Source organism: Niveispirillum cyanobacteriorum (assembly GCF_002868735.1).
GTDB classification, from domain to species: Bacteria; Pseudomonadota; Alphaproteobacteria; order Azospirillales; family Azospirillaceae; genus Niveispirillum; species Niveispirillum cyanobacteriorum.
The window spans coordinates 151,223-169,381 of record NZ_CP025612.1 but is presented as its reverse complement, the minus strand read 5'-3'; the positions used below and the strand labels follow the sequence as shown (position 1 = coordinate 169,381).

The window sequence follows — 18,159 nt, the reverse complement described above, 5'->3', positions numbered from 1 at the left end:
TACTTAACCCTGCCCGCCAAACTGGATAGCATATGTACCCCGCCCGCCCGTCAGCGAACCGGATTGAGATGAGCACAGAGCCCACCCGCGCCCCCGCCCTGTTCAAGGGCGCGTCCGTCCTGATCACTGGCGGCACCGGTTCCTTTGGCCGGCAATTCACGCGTTTCCTGCTGAAACACGGCAAGCCGCGCCGGCTGGTCATCTTCTCGCGCGATGAATTCAAACAGTATGAGATGCAGCAGCAATTCGCGGACATGGATAACCGTGATGTGCTGCGCTTCTTCATCGGCGATGTCCGCGACCAGCAGCGCCTGTCCATGGCGATGCGGGAGATCGATTATTGTGTCCACGCCGCCGCTCTGAAGCATGTGCCCACCGCCGAATACAATCCCATCGAATGTATCCGCACCAATGTGAACGGTGCTGAAAACGTGGTGCAGGCGGCACTGGCCAACAAGGTGAAGAAGGTGGTGGCACTGTCCACCGATAAGGCGGCCAGCCCTGTGAACCTCTATGGCGCCTCCAAGCTGGCGTCGGACAAGATTTTCGTAGCGGCCAACAATCTGTCCGGCTCCGTCGGCACCCGCTTTGCCGCCGTGCGCTATGGCAATGTCGTGGGGTCGCGCGGGTCGGTGGTGCCCTTCTTCCGCAAACTGATTGAAGATGGGGCCAAGGAACTGCCCATCACTGACGACCGCATGACCCGGTTCTGGATCACCTTGAACAAGGGCGTGGATTTCGTCGCCACCTCCTTTTCCATGATGCAGGGGGGCGAGATTTTCGTGCCCAAGATCCCCTCCATGCGCATCGTCGATCTGGCCCACACGATGGCCCCGACCCTGCCCCACCGCATTGTCGGCATCCGCCCTGGTGAAAAGCTGCATGAGATCATGATCACCGAGGATGATGCCCGGCAGACGGTGGAACTGCCCGACCGCTACATCATCGAACCCGCCTTCAAATGGTGGGATCGCGGCCCCTATGCCAAGCAGGGGGCGACGCCCGTTCCCGATGGTTTCAGCTATCGCAGCGACACCAATCCCGAATGGCTGTCAGAGGATGCGATGCGCGCCCTGCTGGAGCGGCCTTCGTGAGCAAGGGTCCCTTTCTGCCTTATGGGCGGCAATGGATTGACGAGGCCGACATCGCCGCCGTGGAACAGGTCCTCCGCGGCGACTGGCTGACCCAGGGTCCCAGCATCGGCTGGTTTGAGCGGTCATTTGCGGAAAAGGTGGGGGTGCGCCATGCCATCGCCTGCGCCAACGCCACCGCCGCCCTGCATGTCTGCATGCTGGCACTCGACCTGAAGCCAAACGACGCGGTCTTGGTGCCCAGCGTCACCTTCCTGGCCACTGCCAATGCCGTCCGTTATGTCGGCGCGCAGGTGGCCTTTACCGATGTCGATCCCGATACCGGCCTGATGCGTCGGCAAGACGCGGAGGACGCGATCGCGCGGGCCGAGGCCAGGGGATGGCGCGTGCGGGCCATCGCGCCCGTGCATCTGGCGGGGCAGACCGCCGATATGGTGGGCCTGTCGGCACTCGCCATCGAACGCGGCCTGACCATTGTGGAGGATGCGGCCCATGCCGTCGGCACCCGCCTGACCGGGGCCGATGGTGCCATGGTGGCCGTCGGTGCCTGCGACCGTTCGGCCCTGGCCTGCTTCTCCTTCCACCCGGTGAAGACCATGGCGACGGGTGAAGGCGGCATGGTCACCACCAATAATGACGCCCTGGCCAGGAAGGTGCGCGCCGGCGTGTCCCACGGCATGGTGCGCGACCCGGACGGGTTCACCAACCAGACCGCCGCCCTGGCCGCCGATGGCGCGCCCAACCCCTGGTATTATGAAATGCCGGAACCCGGCTTCAATTACCGGATGACGGATATCCAGGCGGCGCTGGGCATCAGCCAATTGGCAAAGCTGGACGCCTTTGTCCGCACGCGCGCCAAACTGGTGGCGGCCTATGACACGGCCCTGGCTCCACTCTCTCCCATCTTGAGGCCATCGGCGCGGATGCCGGGGGTGGAGGCGGGCTGGCATCTCTATGTGGCGCTGATTGATTTCGTGGCGCTCGGCATGGACCGCGCCGCCTTCATGAACGCCCTTCGCCAGGATGGCGTGGGCAGTCAGGTCCATTACATCCCCGTCCATACCCAGCCCTATTACCGCCGGCTCTATGGCGGCCTGCACCTGCCGGGTGCCGCAGGCTGGTATGACCGCTGCCTGTCCCTGCCGCTTTATCCCGCCATGTCCATGATCGATCAGGATCGGGTTGTGGACAGTCTGACGCGCATCATCAAGGGTTAAGCCCATGCCCGCCATCATCAATCCCATGGACCTGTCGGGCCGGCACATCCTGGTCACGGGTGCCTCTGCCGGCATTGGTCGCGCAACCGCCATCCTGGCGGCCAAACTGGGCGCACGCGTCACCATCACGGGCCGCGATCAGGACCGGCTGGCCGCCACCCTGGCCGACCTGCCCGGTGACGGTCACCGGGCCGATGCCTTCGACCTGTCCGCCATCGACGCCATCCCCGCCTGGATGAAGGCGGCGGCACAGGCCAATGGCCCCTTCCACGGTCTGGCCCATTGCGCCGGTATCCAGACTTTGCGCCCCATCCGCATCTTCCAGGCCGATTTCTTTGACGAGGTGATGCGCACCAACCTGGGGGCCTCGCTGGCACTGGCCAAGGGGCTGCGGCAGAAGGGGGTGAAGGCGGACAGGGCCAGCCTTGTCTATATATCCTCCACCGCTGCCACCGCGTCGTCGCCTGCCAATGTCGTCTATGCGGCGGCCAAGGGCGGCATCATCGCCGCCACCAAGGGCCTGTCGGCGGAACTGCTGCCCGATGCCATCCGCGTCAATTGCGTGGTGCCCAGCATTGTGATGACCGAACTGATCGAACGCGGCTTTGAAAAGCTGAATGCCGATCAGATCGCACATCTGGAAAAGCTACAGCCGCTGGGCTTCGGCCATCCCGACGACGTGGCGAACGCCATCTGCTTCCTGATCTCGGACGCAGGCCGCTGGATCACCGGCACCTCCATGGTGGTGGATGGGGGCCGCACGGCATGAATGGCTGGGTGCTGCTGGCCCATGGCGATGATCTGGCGGCGCATGGTTGCTGGGCCACGGGCTGGATCGGCGCCATTCCGGTGCTGGTGCGAAATTTCAACGGCAGCCTGCGCGGCTTCCGCAATGTCTGTTCTCATCGTTTCGCCCTGATGCTGACGGAACCCACCGGCAAGGGGCCGCTCCGCTGCCCGTACCATGCCTGGGTCTACGATCAGGATGGGGTGCCCAAGGCTATCCCCTTCAACGATACCGACTTTCACCTGGACGATGCCGCACGCAAGACCCTGGCCCTGCCTGCCATCGGCGTGGCCATGGCCGGCGGTCTGGTCTTCGCGCATCTGGACCCGGATGCGGACAGCGCCGTCCCCGCCGGCTGGATGGCAGGCGAAGGCAGAGAGTGCACCCTTCCCGATGGCTCCGTAATCGGCCCCGACCTCGTCATCCTGCATCGCGCGTCGGCACGGCGGGAGGGGGCATGCTGAACTACGACGCCCCCCCACCCCGCCGCCGCCTGTTATCGCCGCGCTGGTTCCATGATCCGGCTTCCTTCACCACGGAACAGGCGGCCCTGTCCGCCCGCCTGCCCTGGCGCTTTGCCGGATTGGCTGATGAAGGTGTGACGGGCGACGCTGCCTGCGGCGGGTTCCTGTTCCGCCGCCAGACGCCCGATGCCCCGTCCCTTGCCGACTGGCTGGGCCCCACGGCCGACCGTCTTTCACTGCTCTCCACCGCCTTGGACAGCCCGGTCGCCAGCGACAGCATCGACTTTGCCGCGAACTGGAAGATCCTGGTGGAAAACACCCTGGATGATTTCCACGGCTCCACCGTTCATCCACAGACCATCCACCCCGCCGTCGATGCCGATTGGCGCCGCCACCTGCACACCGACCGTTTCGGCCCGCACAGCCGCTCGCAATGGAAACTGTCGGAAGGTACTGCCGCCTGGTGGGACAAGCTGGTGACACGCGGGGCCTTGCGCCGTTTCGCGGTGCAGGACCTCTACGACCATTGCTTCATCTTCCCCGATCTCTATGTCGCCAGCTTCCATGGCACCATGGTCATCGTCCACCGTGTGGTGCCGCTGGCCGTGGACCGGACCCGCCTGGAATGGCGGACCTTCCTGCCCGCTGCGTCCGATGATGCCAAGGCCACCAGCTTCCGGCGCGGCCTTGTCTCCATGTTGGCTGCATCGGCCCGGCAGGTGATCGACGAGGATCGCCCCTTGTGCGAACAGGTGCAGCAGGCCCGCATCGCCGCCACCGGCCCCGGCATCCTGGGCTGGCGTGAACAACGCATCGGTGATGTGCATGAGGTGGTGTCCGCCCTGCTGCCGACAGACGGGACCGCCCCATGACCAGCGCCCTGACCTTCCGCCTGCCCACGCCCGACGATGCCGAATTGCTGCTGACCTGGCGTCGCCTGCCCGAAATTGCCGAACAATCCTTCAGCGAGGTACCGGACGATATCGACCGGCAGCGCGCCTGGATCGACCGCTCCAACGCCCGCACCGACTATGTCCACCGCATCATTCAGGTCGATGGCATTGATGTCGGCTATGGCAGCGTCACCATCACGCAGGTCGATTGGAAGATTGGCACCATCGGCGTCTATATGGGCGACCGGCGGGGCCGCACCGGTATCGGTGCGCTCAACTTCGCCCCCATGCTGAACCACTGCTTCCACACGCTGGGCCTGCGCAAACTGGTCAATCAGGTCTTTTCCAGCAACGACCGGGTGCTGAAGGGACAGACCATGCTGGGCTATCGCCATGTCGGGGTCCTGCGCGAACATGCTGTGAAGAATGGGGAGGTCAAGGACGTGCATCTGTTCGAAATGCTGGCCGCCGACTGGGCCGCTGTGCGCCACCGCTTCGGCATCTTCTATGATATGGACGGGCGGATGGTGGGCGACGTCTGAATTGCCCTAAACCCTTCATTCTGATAGACTTGGTCTTATCACCACCCGACCCGCGCCCACCCCAGTTCGGAGCAGACCGCTTTCCGGCTCCAAGAACCATGAACGGTGAAACACACCCTCATTTTGTGTTTCACTTGGTTGCACGGACCCCAAATGTCGAAGACACCGACAGTCGGAACCAGTAAAGGCCCAAACGCCGAAACAACGTGATTTTCGTGTTTCACAGCGTTGCACAATGACCGTGAACGTAACCGCAGGCTTCCCTGATGCTGGCCCACCCCGCCACCCTGACCGCCGCCGACTACCGCGATCCTGACCGGTACAAGGCCGAACAGCGGACCCTGTTTGCGCAGAGCTGGCAGTTCGTGGGCTTCGCGGATGAGGTGGCGGAACCCGGTTCCTGGCTGGTGCGGCAGGTCGCGGGCCAATCGGTCCTGATCCAGGATTTCGATGGGGACCTTCGCGCCCTGCGCAATGTCTGTTCCCACCGTTTCGCACAGTTGCGTGGGGGCGACGCGGGCACCGCCAGCGGCCCGCTCCGCTGCCCCTATCATGGCTGGACCTATGACCGGGACGGGGTGCCCGTCGGCATCCCCGGCAATGCCGATTGTTTCGGTCTGGACAGGGCGGATAAGCAGGCCCTGGCCCTGCCGCGCTATGAGTTGGACCGCATCGGTCGCTTCCTGTTCGTGCGGCTGGTCCCCGGCGGGCCGTCCCTTCTGGACGTTGTGGGTCCGCATGCCGACCTGTTGCTGGCCCTGTCCGACGGCATGTCCCCTCCCTTTGCGCAGGCCGCCCAGCCGTGGGAAGCCAACTGGAAGGTGGGGATTGAGAATGTCCTGGAGGTTTATCACGTTGACGCCGTGCATGCGGAAAGCTTCCGCACCGTCGTGGACGGCTCCTGGCGCGTGGTGCCGTCTGGCCCTCATTCCATCGGCTATGCCGGCATAAGGGCAGAGGCGCAGCGCTGGTGGGAGGGGGCGGGCAAACGCCTGGGCCTGATCCCCGTCGACGCCGTGGCCGGGGTGGAGGGCTATGTCCACCTGCTGCTGTTCCCCAACCTCGCCATCGGCATAACGGCGGGCAGGATGATGAGCGTGCAGACACTGGAGCCGACGGGATCGGAAAGCTTCACCCTGCGCTATCGCCTGTGTCTGGCCAAGGCCAGGGACGGGGCCAGCAAGGCGGCCCTGGCCGCTGTCACCACCCATCTAGCGGCCTTGAATGAAAAGCTGCTGTCGGAGGATCGGGCCGTCTGTGCCGCCGTCGGTCGCGGTCTGCGCCATGTCGAAGGGGCAGCCCTGCTGGGCGCGAACGAAGACCGTATCCGTCATTTCCATGCCACGATCCAGACCCTATCTAAGGCGGATTGAACGCCATTCGGACTTTGAGATGACCCATCGTGACGACCCGGCCCTGATGGCCGCCGCCGACCTGTTGCGGATTGAGGCCAAGGCCGTGCTGGCCCAGTTGGACAGCCTGGATGCCGATTTCCTGGCGACCGTCAGCCATATTGCCAGCGGGGCCGGCAATACGCTGGTGGCCGGTGTGGGCAAATCCGGCCTGATCGCGCGGCTGCTCTCGTCCAAACTGGCGTCGGTGGGGGCGCAGGCCTTCTACTATTCCGCACTGGACGCCCTACATGGCGAACTGGGCGCGCTGCGCGAAGGTGACCTTGTCATCCTTCTGTCCAACAGCGGCCAGACCCAGGAACTGATCGACCTTGCCAAGGTGGCGTCCCGGCGCGGCGTGAAGGTGGCGGCCATGGTGTCGCGCGTGCCATCGGGCCTGACGCGGATCGCGGACTGGACCCTGCGCTGCCATGTAGAACGGGAAGCGACGGAGACCAAGCTGCCCACCGCCAGCACGACGGCGATGCTGGCACTGGGGGATGCGCTGGTGGTGGCCGTTGCCAAGCGGCGCGGTTTCACCATCGCCGATTATGGCGACAACCATCCCGGCGGCACGCTGGGCATCGTGCTGGCCGGCAAGGTCCGCGACCTGATGGTGACGGCGCCCGAACAGGCGGCCCTGGTCACAGGCGAACAGCCGATCTTCGAAACGCTGCTGGCCATGACCCGTTTCCCCAACGGGGCCGCACTGGTGGTGGATGGGGAAGGCCGGCTGACCGGCATCGTGACTGAAGGCGACATCCGGCGCGGCCTTGCCGCCCATGGCAAAGCCTTCCTGGAACGGGATACGGGTGCCTGCATGACATCGCCGGTGCGCCGTACTTGCGGCCCCGATGCTACAGCGCTGGAAGCGCTCGAAATCATGGAAACACCGCACCAGATCAATGTCTTGCCGGTAGTGGACGGTGACGGATTGCCGCTCGGCCTGCTGCGCCTGCACGACATCGCGGGGCTGGAGGTTGAAAAATCGCTGGGTTGACCGGCGGATTTCTGCCTAATGTCGTACAAGGATATGTTGTGGAAACAAGAAGGGCAGTCCGGTGAAGGAGATGCGCACCCTGGGCTTCACGGAACGCGAGGCGATCCAGGCCATCATCGATCTGATGCGCAAGCAACGGCTGGAACTGCCGGTCGGCCAGGTTGTGGGCCTGGAACTGCATGAGGATCCGGTATCGGCTGAGCTGATCATCGAGGATGATGACGGCAAGCGCACGCACCTGACCCGCAATGCAGCGGAACTGGCCGCGTCCCTGGTCAATTACTGCATCGGCCGCAAGATCCGCCTGCCCTCCATGTCGAACAAGTTCGTGGAGGTCATTGCCGGGTCACTGAACCTCATCATCTATCTCGATAATGTGGAAAGTGCGGCCACAAAGAAGATGACGCGGCGGGCCTGATCTCAGCGGCCCGCCATGATCCCATCGACGATCCTCTGCTCCCACAGGGTCAGTGACGACACCGGTCCCTTTACCCTGGCCGCTGGTGTGCCGGTCAACAGATAGACAAAGCCCCAGCGCCCACCCGGATCAGCCATCACGGCACCCAACAGGCCATAGGCATCGCCGAAATGCCCGCACAGGCGGGGGTCATCCGGTCCCGGCATCCAACGGTCACCGTCGCCGGCGCCCCCACCATGGGTGGTGCATTGGATGCCCAAACCCCATTGCCGCAGCAGGCCGCCATCGGTATCGCCGTTGCTGGTCACGGGGTCATAGGTCCAGTGCGGGACCAGCATCCGGTCAAATGCCGCCGGGGACAGAATCTGCGTTCCCCCAACATTTCCCCGACCCAGAAGGAAGCGCAGCAGCCGTTCCAGGTCGCGCGGCGATGCCCGCATCCCGCCCTGCGGTGACAGGCTGGTCCCGTTGCGCCCCGGAACAATGTAGGCCAAGTCTGCCAGTGCCTTGACCCCAAAGATTGTGGGCCGGTTATCGGGCCGCACACCGCGATAGTCATCGACATTAGCGATCCAGTCCCCGTCCGCCTGCCTCTCATAAACCGGGGCCAACGCCCGGAACCGTTCGTCATCCAGTAACCGCACATCATAAGCCGACCGCATGCCCAGCGGCCTCAGCACACGGCTGGTTACGACAGCATCAAACCGCTGCCCCGTCAGCCGCTCGATCAGGGTCGCCATGACGCCATAGTTCAGGTTGGTATAGCTGAAGCGGCTGCCCGGCACCTCATCCGCCCAGCGCCGCCCATCACGATCAAAGGCCCCACCGGGCCGCACCAGCTCCGCCAGACTGTAAGGCGGGGGCAAGCCGTAGATATCGGCATCGCGCACGGAGGATGTGTGGGAAAGCAGCATCCGCGCCGTGATGGGCCGGTCAGGATGATGCGGATTGCGAAAAGCAAAGCCCAGCAGGGGCGACAGGTCGGCATCCAAATCCAGCCGCCCCTCGTCGGCCAATTGCAGAAGGACGATACTGACAGGCAGCTTGGAAATGGACGCCACCCGCACCGGCGTATCCAGCGTCAGCGGACGTTCGCGGGCGGGTACAGCAGGATCAATCACGGCAAGACCTGCCGCTTGGGCGAAGACCGTTCTGCCGTCCTTGACGACGATGACCGCTACCCCACTGACCGGCGCGTCTGGCCCTGTTGTCAGGCTCTCCATCGCGTGGCGCAGCTTCTGCCAATCCCCCGCCCATACGGCGGGAACGGCCCAAACCAGACACAGCAGCAATGCCCCAATCCGCCCCACCATGCGCCCCGCTTCCTCTCCAGCCTTCGACGATGCTACCATGCTGACTTGGCTTTCCTATCCGGCATCCGGCATGACCCGTTTCCCCGACCGATTCCAGCCCAGCCAGCGGCCTTTCCTGATTGCGGAAATGTCGGGCAACCATAATGGCGATATCGACCGCGCCCGCCGTCTGATCGATGCGGCGCGCGATGCCGGTGCCGATGCCGTCAAGATCCAGACCTACACCGCTGACACCATCACCATGGATGTCGACCGTCCGGAATTCCGGCTGGAAGGCGGGTTATGGGCCGGCAAGACATTGTATGAGCTGTATCAGGAGGCGCACACCCCCTGGGACTGGCACGCCGCCTTGTTCGACCATGCGCGCGATGTCGGCATGGCCCTGTTCAGCAGCCCGTTCGATCCCACCGCCATCGATCTACTGGAAAGCCTGAATACGCCTGCCTACAAGATCGCCAGCTTTGAGCTGATAGACTTGCCACTGATCCGAAAGGCCGCCGCCACGGGCAAGCCGCTGATCATGTCCACCGGCATGGCCTCCCTGGGGGAGATCGCGGAGGCTGTGGCGGCGGCGCGGGAAGCTGGAAACAACAACATCGCCCTGCTGCATTGCGTGTCCGGCTACCCCACACCGGTGGAGGATTGCGACCTGCGCACCATCCCCCACATGGCCCAGGCCTTCGGCCTGCCCGTCGGCCTGTCGGATCACACGATGGGTGTGGCGGTGCCGGTGGCGGCCGTGGCGCTGGGCGCGGTTATCATCGAAAAACATTTCACCCTGGCCCGCGCCGATGGCGGCCCGGATTGCGCCTTCTCCCTGGAACCAGCGGAATTCAAGGCCATGGCCGACGCCTGCCGCGTGGCCCATGCCGCCCTGGGCGACATCTCCTATGCCCTGAAACCGTCCGAGGCGGGGGGGCGCACCTTCCGCCGGTCCCTGTATGTAAGCCGCGACGTGCCGGCGGGGACGGTGCTGACAGAGGCTGACGTCCGTTCCATCCGCCCCGGCTTGGGCCTGGCGCCCAAGCATCTGCCCGACGTGCTGGGCCGTACCGCCGCACGTGACCTTAATCGGGGGGAGCCAGTGGATTGGACCATGCTGGGCAAGGCCCCCTGATGGTCCCCCGGATCATCGGCATCATCCAGGCCCGCATGGGCTCTACCCGCCTGCCTGGCAAGGTGATGATGAATGTGGCGGGCAAAAGCCTGATCGCCCACCAGATTGACCGCCTGCGCCGCTCCCACCACCTGACAGGCCTGTGCGTCGCCACCAGCGACTTGGCCCAGGATGATGCGCTGGCCACCCATGTGGAGGCGCTGGGTGTGCCGGTCTTCAGGGGCAGCGAAACCGACGTGCTGGATCGTTTCTACCGGGCAGCCCTTGCCCAGCAGGCCGATATCGCCGTGCGCTTCACCGGCGACTGCCCGCTGATCGACCCGACCCTGGTCGATGACCTGATCACGCTCTACCGCACTGCTGCCCCACCACTGTCCTATGCCGCGATCGATGTCGCGCGCTACCCGCGCGGGTTGGATGCGGAAATCGTCGGGATGGCGGATCTGCGCACCGCCTGGCAAGAGGCGACGGAGCCGTTCGAGCGGGAACATGTGATGCCCTTCCTCTGGCGCCGCCCCGACCGGTTCCGGCTGAACTGGTTGTCCGATCCCACGCTGGACGCACCCTGGCGTTGGTGCGTCGATACGGAACAGGATCTGATCCTGGTACGGCACTTGCTGGAAACGCTTTTGCCCGTTAAGCCAGCGTTCGGCTGGCGCGACGCGGATGCGGCCATGCATGCCAACCCGCAATGGGCGCTGATCAACCGGGATGTGGTCCAGAAGACCCTTCCCCCGACCTGACGTGAGGAGTGTGTTATGACGCGCGCTGAATTCCTGGCCGCCCTGGAAGAGATGCTGGAAACCGACGCCGGCAGCCTGTCACCCGACACGGCCCTGGACAGCCTGGACAGCTGGGACAGTCTGGCCGTCATCAGCTTCATCGCCCTGGTCGATGAACATTTCGACCATGTCGTGGCCGGTGAGGATCTGGCCAAGGCCAAGACCATTGGTGACCTGCTGGCCCTGACCGGCGCCGATCTCGCCTGACCTCATGTCCGCCCCGCCCCGCCCCGCCATTCCCATTGGCCGCACCCGACGGCAGGTGATGGACCTTGCCGGTCGTCCAGCCGCCTGGATCAATGGCGGGCGGCTTGGTATCGGGGAAGGAACGCTACGGCCCCTGGTGCTGCTGCATGGTCTGGCCGGTGATGCCCTGACCTGGCAGTTCAACCTGGCAGCACTCGGCACAGACCGTGCTGTGCTGGCCCCTGACCTGCCGGGCCATGGGTCCAGCACGCTGGAGGTCGGGCCCGGCCATGTCGATGATCTGGCACGCTGGGTCGGTGATCTGATCGATGCCTGGGGTCTATCTCAGGTCGATCTGGTGGGCCATTCGCTGGGTGCACGCATCGCCCTGTCGCTGGCCCATCAGCAGCCGGCCAAGGTCGGGCATGCCACCCTGATTGCCTGCGCCGGGCTGGGCAGCGATCTTGACCATCAGTTCCTGGACCGTCTGGCCGATGCATCAGACCTGGAACAGTCACGGCTCGCCGCCGCCAAGCTGTTCGCGGAACCGGGCCCCCTGGTGGAGCCGATGGCCCGTGCCCTGACGCTTCGCCAATCGGTGCCGGCCAACCGGGCCGCGATCAAGGCGCTGCTGGATGCCAACCGCGCGGATCTTTCCGAACGGCTGGTAACTCGCGATTGGGCGCCCAGAGTGCCGGTGCAGCTGATCTGGGGGGCTCAGGACAGTATCGTGCCACCGCCCCCTGTTCACTCGATCCCGGCGGGTATTCCCTTCCATCTTCTGCCTGACGCCGGCCACATGCCGCATGTGGAGGCGGCCAGCCGCGTCAACGCCCTGATCGGGAGCTTCCATTGACCGACACCCAGACCATGCTAGACCTGATCGCCCGCGAAACCGCCCGTATCCTGACCGAGAAAGGCGAGACCATAGCGGTGCCGTTGACGGCGGATACCGCTTTCCTTGACGGCCCCCTGCCCTTCGACAGCCTGGACCTTGCCACCCTGATCGTGGCGTTGGAGGGGGTGACGGGCAAGGACCCATTCCGTCAGGGCTTCCGGCAGTTCAACACGGCTGGCGAACTGGCCGCCCTGTACGCCGCCGCGTGATGGCCATGCCCGGCATCTGGGGATGGATCGGCATTGGGGTCTTGCTCTACCTGCTGCTGCTTGCCCGCAGCGCCTGGAAACAGGGAGAGTTCAAGCAGTTCCTCTGGGGCATGGTGATCGTCGCGGGCCTTATCGGCTTCGTCGGCGGGGTCATCTGGGCCTGGATCACCATTGCCAGCGGCTGAAACCCTTGGAATGCTGCCCCGCCCTGCCGCATGATGGCGCCATGCAAGACGCCGCCACTCCATCCTGGGTCAATCCCGCATTCCGCCTGATCACCGGTGGCCGAACCTGGACATGGCCCGAGCTGTCAGTCATGGCACGGGGCCTGCCCGATGGCTCACTATCGGTGGACGGCAAGGACCTGCCCCGGTTGATCGCCAGCCTGCTGGCGGCCTGGAACCGGCAAGTACCACTTGCCCTGCTGCGGGGTGGCCTACCGGCACCCGACAATGTTGAGGCAAAGGGCAGGCTACTTCTGCTGGAAACATCGGGCACTACGGGCACGCCAAAGCGTATTGCCCGGTCATTTGACGATGTTCTGCGGGGGATCACGGGCACACGCGGCGGGGATGGTGGCAATTGGCTGCTGACCTATGATGCCTGCGGCTTCGCGGGGTTGCAGGTGCTGCTGACGGCCATGGCCGGAGGCGGGCAACTGCTGGCCGATCCTACGGCGGACGCCGCAGGTCTGGTGCGCCTGGCCGTAACCGGCGGTGCCAGTCATATTAGCGCCACGCCCAGCTTCTGGCGTGTACTGCTCTTGTCAGGCGCAGCACCGCCATTGGCCCGCATCACGATGGGCGGAGAGGCAGTAGACCAACCACTGCTGGACGCGCTGGCCAGACGCTTTCCCGGAGTGCCTATCCGCTGCATTTACGCCTCCACTGAGTTGGGGCGCCTTTTGACGGTGGCCGACGGTTGGGAAGGATTTCCCGCCGAATGGTTGTCCCAGCCACCGGGCGAGATATCATTCCGTATTCGGAATGATTTGCTGGAAGCCAAGGTGGGTTCTGTCTGGCATAATACTGGCGATTTGGTTGAGATTGACCGTGATCGGGTATTATTCTGTGGCCGAAATGACCTTGTCATCAATGTCGGCGGCGCCAAGGTAAATCCCACCCTGGCCGAACGAAGACTGTTGGCGCTGCCCGGTGTCACCGATGCTCTGGTCTACGGCGTACCCAACCCTATCACAGGTGCCATCCTGGCCGCCGACATCATCGCGCCCGACTGGCACACGAATGATGGGTGGCGGGTGCTGGCAACGCAGGCCGTTGCCGACCTGCCGCCCCCTGCCCGTCCCCGCCGTTTGCGCCTTGTCGAGGCGCTCCCCCTGTCAGCCGCCGGCAAGAAGCGCCGCATCGCGGAGGAAGCATGACCCCCCGTACCGTGATCGTCACCGGCAGCAGCCGGGGCCTGGGCCTCGCTCTTACTCGCACCCTGCTGGACGCGGGCTACAATGTGGCGACCTGCAGCCGCAGCCTGGGCGATGCCCTGCCGGCCCTGCTGGACGCTCATCCCGACCGTCTGCTCTGGCAGCGGGCAGAGATCGGGGAGCCTGTCTCCACCCAATCCTTCATCGATGCCACGGTGCAGCGTTTCGGGGCGCCCTGGGGCCTGATCAACAATGCTGGCATCGCGCGGGAGGGCATTCTGGCGACCCTGCCGCTGGTGGAGGTGGACAGCCTGATCCAAACCAACCTGACAGGGGCCATCCAGGTGGCGCGCGCCGTCCTGCGCCACATGCTGTCGCGCCCTGGCGGGGGACGGATCATCAACATTTCCTCCATCATTGGGCAGCGCGGCTATACCGGCCTTACCGCCTACGCCGCGACCAAAGCAGGGTTGGACGGGCTAACCCGCGCCCTGGCGCGGGAGGTGGGGCGGCGGCAGATCACGGTCAACAGTGTGGCGCCCGGCTATCTGGACACGGAAATGTCCGGCACCCTGTCGGCAGGGCAGCGCGACCAGATCGTGCGGCGCACCCCCATGGGCCGTCTGGGTACAGCCGATGATGTGGCGCCTGCCATTCTGTTCCTGCTCGGCGATGGCGCGCGCTATATTACCGGGCAGACGCTAACCATTGATGGCGGCATCTCCTGCTGAGCGGAAGGTAAGGCGCATGGCCCAGGCCCGCATCAACGGCATCGCCCTTCGCGGCATCGTTTCCGCCCTGCCGGTTGGGGTGGAGGATGTAACGCATCTGGCGGCCCGGTTCGGCACCGATCAGGCTGAACGAATTGCCGCGGCCACCGGCATCCACCGCCGCCATATCGCCGCGCCCAGCCAATGCATGTCCGATCTGGCCCTGCCTGCGGCACGCGATCTGCTGGACAGACTGGGGTGGGGTGGCGACTCGGTTGATCTGCTGATCTGCGTTACCCAGACGCCGGATCATCCACTGCCGGCCACCGCCTGCCTGTTGCAGCATCGCTTGGGCCTGGGCAAGCAGTGCGCGGCCTTCGATGTCGGTCTGGGCTGTTCCGGCTATGTCTATGGACTGTGGCTGACCGCATCGCTGCTGGCCGGAATGGGGCGGGGCCGGGCGCTGCTGGTGGCAGGCGACACGACCAGCCGGACCATGGCCCCCGACGACCGCTCCGTCGCGCCCCTGTTCGGGGATGCCGCCACCGTCACGGCCCTGGAATGGGACCTGGATGGCAGCTGCCTGACGGTGGACACGGGCACCGACGGGGCTGGTGCACCCTACCTGATCCAGCCCGGAGGCGGCGCCCGGCAGCCCGATGGCCCCTTGTTATTCATGGACGGCACCCAGGTTTTCGCCTTCACCCTGCGGGAGGTGCCAAAGACCATCGCGGCCACCCTGACCCTTGCCGGTTCCGACATCAAGAGCGTCGATCATGTCGTGCTGCATCAGGCGAATGAGATGATGCTGCGCCGGCTGGGTGCAAAGATCGGCGCGCGTGAGGATCAATTGGTCATGGCACTGGCGGATCGCGGCAATACCAGTTCCGCCACTATCCCGCTGGCAATGACCGACGCGCTGTCCTATCCCCTGATGTCGGGCAAGCGAACCCTGCTGCTGTGCGGCTTCGGAGTCGGTTGGTCCTGGGGAACCGCCGTTTGGACCACAGGTCCGGCACGGGTATGCCGGACCATATTGGTGGATCAGACGAGTACCGTCATTCCGGCTGGTTGATCGAGGGGCGACGGCGAACCTTGGTCACGACTACCGGCGTTTTGGTCTGCTTGTCCGCGGCGTCACCCGCACCAGACGCCGTCTCAGCCGGGAACAGCTTCCGGCAGATTTTCAGGGCCCGATAGTAGTTGCCGGACTGCACCAGCGTCTGAACCTCGTCAAACAAGCCCGACTCGGCAGAGTGCGCCAACCGCGCCTCCTCCAGGATGATGCCGAACTTTATCAGGTTCAGTTCTGCATCCTCGGGGAAGATGTAGATCAGCTGGATAATGAAATAGAGCTTCTTCTCGATCGTGTCGCAGTTCTCTTCCTTAAGGATTTCCCGGCCCCGCAGGAAATTTACCTTATTGTAGAAGAATAACGACACCGGATGATCGCCGACGCCCAGAACGGCGCCGTTCACGATCAGCTTCTCACCCGGACGCAGGACAAGTTTCAAAGGCACGGCAGCATTTCCCGTTCAAGGACGCACGAGCCCGCTCGGCGGCGTCCATACTGCACAAGGAAGTAAGCCAGCCACCCCCCGGCGGTCACGAAAAAACGCACCAGCACACCCGAACATTTTGCCCCAGGGAGGCTGGCATGGGGAGGTGAATACCGACCAGAATCAGGAAAGGCGGGCTTTTGGCCCGCCTTTCCCTTTGCCTTACGGCCCTGTGGCTTAGAACAGCCGCAGGATCGACTGCTGAGCCTGGTTGGCCAGCGAGAGGGAGATGGTGCCCAGCTGCTGACGGGTCTGCAAGAGCAGCAGGTTAGCGCCTTCCTCGTTCTGGTCCGCCTGGACCAGCTTATTCGCACCTTCAACCAGAACGTTGGAGAACTCGTTGGTGAAGCTCTCGCGGGTCTGGATGACGTTCAGGTTGGTCGACAGGGCCTGAGAGGCGCTACGCAGAGTGGACGTTGCGAAGTCCAGGCTGGCGACGGCCTTGTCAATATCGGCACGGTCCAGGAAGTTGTTCTGGGCGTAGTCGATACGCAGGCCCTGACCGTCCGTCGACACATTCCGGCTGACCACCTGAATGTTGGAGGTGTTGTCGGCGTTGAACTGAACAGCCAGATCGTTCTCGGTGTTGGCGTCCGTACGCTGCACCGTCGTCAGGTTGGCGGGCAGAGCCGAGGAGGCAGCGGCCTTGATCGTCGAAGCATCGACGGTCACACGAACCGTGCCGCTATCAAAGTTCAGCGAGTTCTCGCCTTCGCTCAACTTGGCATTGCCACGGGCATTGAGTCCGGAGCGTTCCACCGTCACGCCATTGAGGTTGGTAGCCGACAGGGTGATGTCGACGTTCTTCTCAATGCTTGAGACGCCATTCGCCGACGTACCCTTCGCTTCCAGCAGCGCGCGGTCAACCGTGAAGGAAACCGTGGTACCAGAAGAGAAGGTGACCGAAATCGCCTTCTGGGCAGCGTTGGTAGAGCTGGCACCCAGCGTAAAGCTAGCACCGGTGCCGCCCGTCAGATCAGAGCTGATCAGAATTTCAGCGGAATTGGCGCTGGCATCCGTGTTGTACGCGACATTGAAGCGCTTGCCCGTATCGTCAGAGTCAGCGCTGGTCAGGGTGCCGCCAGAGGTGATGTTGGTACCGTCGAAATCGGCGCCGCCGGCAATGGCACGGGCCAGACCCTCAGCAACCTTGGCGCGACGCTGGTCAGGGTTGTAGGCAGTACCTGTGGTCGAGTCGGCCAGATCGGAGGCTTTGGCCGTGTAGCTGAACGACTGACCATTGATCGTTGCGGTGAAGGTATCACCTTCTTCAACCGAGCCACTGATGGTGATCTTCGAAACCTGCGCAACACCAGTCGTAGCCGTCACACCGGCCGTAACCGTGCTGGCAACCGCAGACTGGGTGTTATCGAAGAACTTGAAGGTACGGGATTCGCCGTTTTCCGTCACGATGGCCGTACGCTCACGACCACTGTTACCACGAATCTCCACGCTAATGTCAGAGAAGTTGCCGGCTGTGGCCGAGATGGTTCCAGAGACCTTGAGAGAAGCCAGGCCGCGAGAATCTTCAGCCTTAGCGATATCTTCCAGGTCGGCGCTGATGGCGCCGGTACCGCTGACCTTCACCGAGTAAGTATCGGCGCTTACGACGTTGGTGACACGGCTGTTCGACAGGCCAGAGATGCTATTTACATTCTTACGGCTGTCGGAGGTGCTGTCCAGCGTCAGACCATTGCCCTTCAGCAGGTTCTTACCCTGGTACCCGCTATCGCCAGCAATCTTGTCGATCTGATCCTTCAGGCGATTGAACTGCTCCGCCAGCGACTTACGAGCTGCGATGGAGGATGCATCGTTGCCAAGATTGGAGTAGGCGGTCGTGGTCAAACCACGGGCCTGTGCAACCAAATCCTCGATAGCGGTGATACCCTTATCACCGGCCTGGATGGTGCTGATGGCCTGACCCATCGCTTCCTTGAGGCTCGACAAATCGCCTGCGCGGGTATTCAAACCCTTCGCAGCAAAGAACGAATTGGGGCCGTCAAGAGCGGAATTGACCTTATTACCAGTCGCCAGACGGGACTGGATAGACTCGACCTGCTTGTTGGTCTTCTGCAGGAGCAGAAGGTTGTTACGCATACCAGCGGTCAAGCTGACGTCACTAGAAGACATAGCGTCTCTCCTTTGGAGGTATGATCCACCCGAATTTTTCGGGTTAAGTGAAGGGAACACCTATTCAGGAGAGG

At 63.8% G+C, this 18,159-nt stretch carries 21 protein-coding genes; 18 read left to right on the top strand and 3 right to left on the bottom strand.

Annotated elements, in window-relative coordinates; all coding sequences use genetic code 11:
* Positions 1–68: 68 nt before the first annotated feature.
* The 9 genes from pseB to C0V82_RS16690 all read left to right on the top strand — a co-directional run bounded on the left by pseB (position 69) and on the right by C0V82_RS16690 (position 7,803).
* Entirely contained in the window at positions 69–1,094 is a 1,026-nt protein-coding gene (gene pseB / locus C0V82_RS16730; protein ID WP_102113615.1) for a UDP-N-acetylglucosamine 4,6-dehydratase (inverting), read from the top strand.
* Positions 1,091–2,308: a UDP-4-amino-4,6-dideoxy-N-acetyl-beta-L-altrosamine transaminase gene (gene pseC, locus C0V82_RS16725; RefSeq protein ID WP_245924264.1), complete on the top strand. Its 1,218-nt coding sequence runs from the start codon at positions 1,091–1,093 to the stop codon at positions 2,306–2,308. The genes pseB and pseC overlap by 4 nt, the downstream gene beginning before the upstream one ends.
* A gap of 4 nt (positions 2,309–2,312) precedes the next feature.
* Complete coding sequence (locus C0V82_RS16720) at positions 2,313–3,077, top strand: SDR family NAD(P)-dependent oxidoreductase (protein ID WP_102113613.1); 765 nt, start codon at positions 2,313–2,315, stop codon at positions 3,075–3,077.
* Complete coding sequence (locus C0V82_RS16715) at positions 3,074–3,559, top strand: Rieske 2Fe-2S domain-containing protein (RefSeq protein ID WP_102113612.1); 486 nt, start codon at positions 3,074–3,076, stop codon at positions 3,557–3,559. The genes C0V82_RS16720 and C0V82_RS16715 overlap by 4 nt, the downstream gene beginning before the upstream one ends.
* Positions 3,553–4,431, top strand: coding sequence for an RHO alpha subunit C-terminal catalytic domain-containing protein (locus C0V82_RS16710; RefSeq protein ID WP_102113611.1), 879 nt, complete (start codon positions 3,553–3,555; stop codon positions 4,429–4,431). The genes C0V82_RS16715 and C0V82_RS16710 overlap by 7 nt, the downstream gene beginning before the upstream one ends.
* Positions 4,428–4,994 carry a GNAT family N-acetyltransferase gene (locus tag C0V82_RS16705; protein ID WP_102113610.1) on the top strand — a complete coding sequence of 189 codons (567 nt, stop codon included), beginning with the start codon at positions 4,428–4,430 and terminating at the stop codon, positions 4,992–4,994. Before C0V82_RS16710 ends, C0V82_RS16705 begins: the two co-directional genes overlap by 4 nt.
* A 266-nt stretch (positions 4,995–5,260) precedes the next feature.
* Positions 5,261–6,367 carry an aromatic ring-hydroxylating oxygenase subunit alpha gene (locus tag C0V82_RS16700; RefSeq protein WP_102113609.1) on the top strand — a complete coding sequence of 369 codons (1,107 nt, stop codon included), beginning with the start codon at positions 5,261–5,263 and terminating at the stop codon, positions 6,365–6,367.
* A gap of 19 nt (positions 6,368–6,386) precedes the next feature.
* A complete protein-coding gene (locus C0V82_RS16695; RefSeq protein WP_102113608.1) occupies positions 6,387–7,385 on the top strand; it encodes a KpsF/GutQ family sugar-phosphate isomerase in 999 nt (332 codons plus the stop codon).
* A 61-nt stretch (positions 7,386–7,446) separates the two neighbouring features.
* The gene (locus tag C0V82_RS16690; RefSeq protein ID WP_158659997.1) at positions 7,447–7,803 is read left to right on the top strand and encodes a hypothetical protein; all 357 of its coding nucleotides are present in this window, start codon (positions 7,447–7,449) and stop codon (positions 7,801–7,803) included.
* Positions 7,804–7,805: 2 nt separating this feature from the next.
* On the opposite strand, the gene C0V82_RS16685 is transcribed toward C0V82_RS16690, so the two are convergent.
* On the bottom strand, positions 7,806–9,155 hold the full coding sequence (locus C0V82_RS16685) for a serine hydrolase domain-containing protein (RefSeq protein WP_102113606.1): 1,350 nt from the start codon (positions 9,153–9,155) through the stop codon (positions 7,806–7,808).
* Here C0V82_RS16685 and pseI point away from each other — a divergent pair.
* Genes pseI through C0V82_RS16640 form a run of 9 tightly spaced genes read left to right on the top strand, consistent with a single transcriptional unit; the run spans position 9,154 to position 15,471 of the window.
* The gene (pseI, locus tag C0V82_RS16680; protein WP_308421114.1) at positions 9,154–10,233 is read left to right on the top strand and encodes a pseudaminic acid synthase; all 1,080 of its coding nucleotides are present in this window, start codon (positions 9,154–9,156) and stop codon (positions 10,231–10,233) included. The genes C0V82_RS16685 and pseI overlap by 2 nt on opposite strands.
* Positions 10,233–10,976 carry a cytidylyltransferase domain-containing protein gene (locus C0V82_RS16675; protein ID WP_102113605.1) on the top strand — a complete coding sequence of 248 codons (744 nt, stop codon included), beginning with the start codon at positions 10,233–10,235 and terminating at the stop codon, positions 10,974–10,976. Before pseI ends, C0V82_RS16675 begins: the two co-directional genes overlap by 1 nt.
* A gap of 15 nt (positions 10,977–10,991) precedes the next feature.
* On the top strand, positions 10,992–11,222 hold the full coding sequence (locus C0V82_RS16670; protein WP_102113604.1) for an acyl carrier protein: 231 nt from the start codon (positions 10,992–10,994) through the stop codon (positions 11,220–11,222).
* Positions 11,223–11,226: 4 nt separating this feature from the next.
* Positions 11,227–12,057 carry an alpha/beta fold hydrolase gene (locus C0V82_RS16665; RefSeq protein WP_102113603.1) on the top strand — a complete coding sequence of 277 codons (831 nt, stop codon included), beginning with the start codon at positions 11,227–11,229 and terminating at the stop codon, positions 12,055–12,057.
* On the top strand, positions 12,054–12,308 hold the full coding sequence (locus tag C0V82_RS16660) for an acyl carrier protein (protein ID WP_245924263.1): 255 nt from the start codon (positions 12,054–12,056) through the stop codon (positions 12,306–12,308). The genes C0V82_RS16665 and C0V82_RS16660 overlap by 4 nt, the downstream gene beginning before the upstream one ends.
* A gap of 5 nt (positions 12,309–12,313) precedes the next feature.
* Positions 12,314–12,493 carry a hypothetical protein gene (locus C0V82_RS16655; RefSeq protein ID WP_054169144.1) on the top strand — a complete coding sequence of 60 codons (180 nt, stop codon included), beginning with the start codon at positions 12,314–12,316 and terminating at the stop codon, positions 12,491–12,493.
* 41 nt (positions 12,494–12,534) lie between these two features.
* The gene (locus C0V82_RS16650) at positions 12,535–13,689 is read left to right on the top strand and encodes an AMP-binding protein (protein WP_102114352.1); all 1,155 of its coding nucleotides are present in this window, start codon (positions 12,535–12,537) and stop codon (positions 13,687–13,689) included.
* The gene (locus tag C0V82_RS16645) at positions 13,686–14,417 is read left to right on the top strand and encodes an SDR family NAD(P)-dependent oxidoreductase (RefSeq protein ID WP_102113602.1); all 732 of its coding nucleotides are present in this window, start codon (positions 13,686–13,688) and stop codon (positions 14,415–14,417) included. The genes C0V82_RS16650 and C0V82_RS16645 overlap by 4 nt, the downstream gene beginning before the upstream one ends.
* A gap of 16 nt (positions 14,418–14,433) precedes the next feature.
* Positions 14,434–15,471, top strand: a complete 1,038-nt coding sequence (locus C0V82_RS16640) for a 3-oxoacyl-ACP synthase III family protein (RefSeq protein ID WP_102113601.1) — start codon at positions 14,434–14,436, stop codon at positions 15,469–15,471.
* Here the strand turns inward: C0V82_RS16640 and C0V82_RS16635 are convergent.
* Both C0V82_RS16635 and C0V82_RS16630 read right to left on the bottom strand, forming a co-directional pair.
* Positions 15,455–15,916 carry a flagellar biosynthesis repressor FlbT gene (locus C0V82_RS16635; protein ID WP_102113600.1) on the bottom strand — a complete coding sequence of 154 codons (462 nt, stop codon included), beginning with the start codon at positions 15,914–15,916 and terminating at the stop codon, positions 15,455–15,457. The two genes, C0V82_RS16640 and C0V82_RS16635, sit on opposite strands and share 17 nt — an antisense overlap.
* Positions 15,917–16,132: 216 nt before the next feature.
* A complete protein-coding gene (locus C0V82_RS16630) occupies positions 16,133–18,085 on the bottom strand; it encodes a flagellin N-terminal helical domain-containing protein (protein WP_102113599.1) in 1,953 nt (650 codons plus the stop codon).
* Positions 18,086–18,159: the final 74 nt, after the last annotated feature.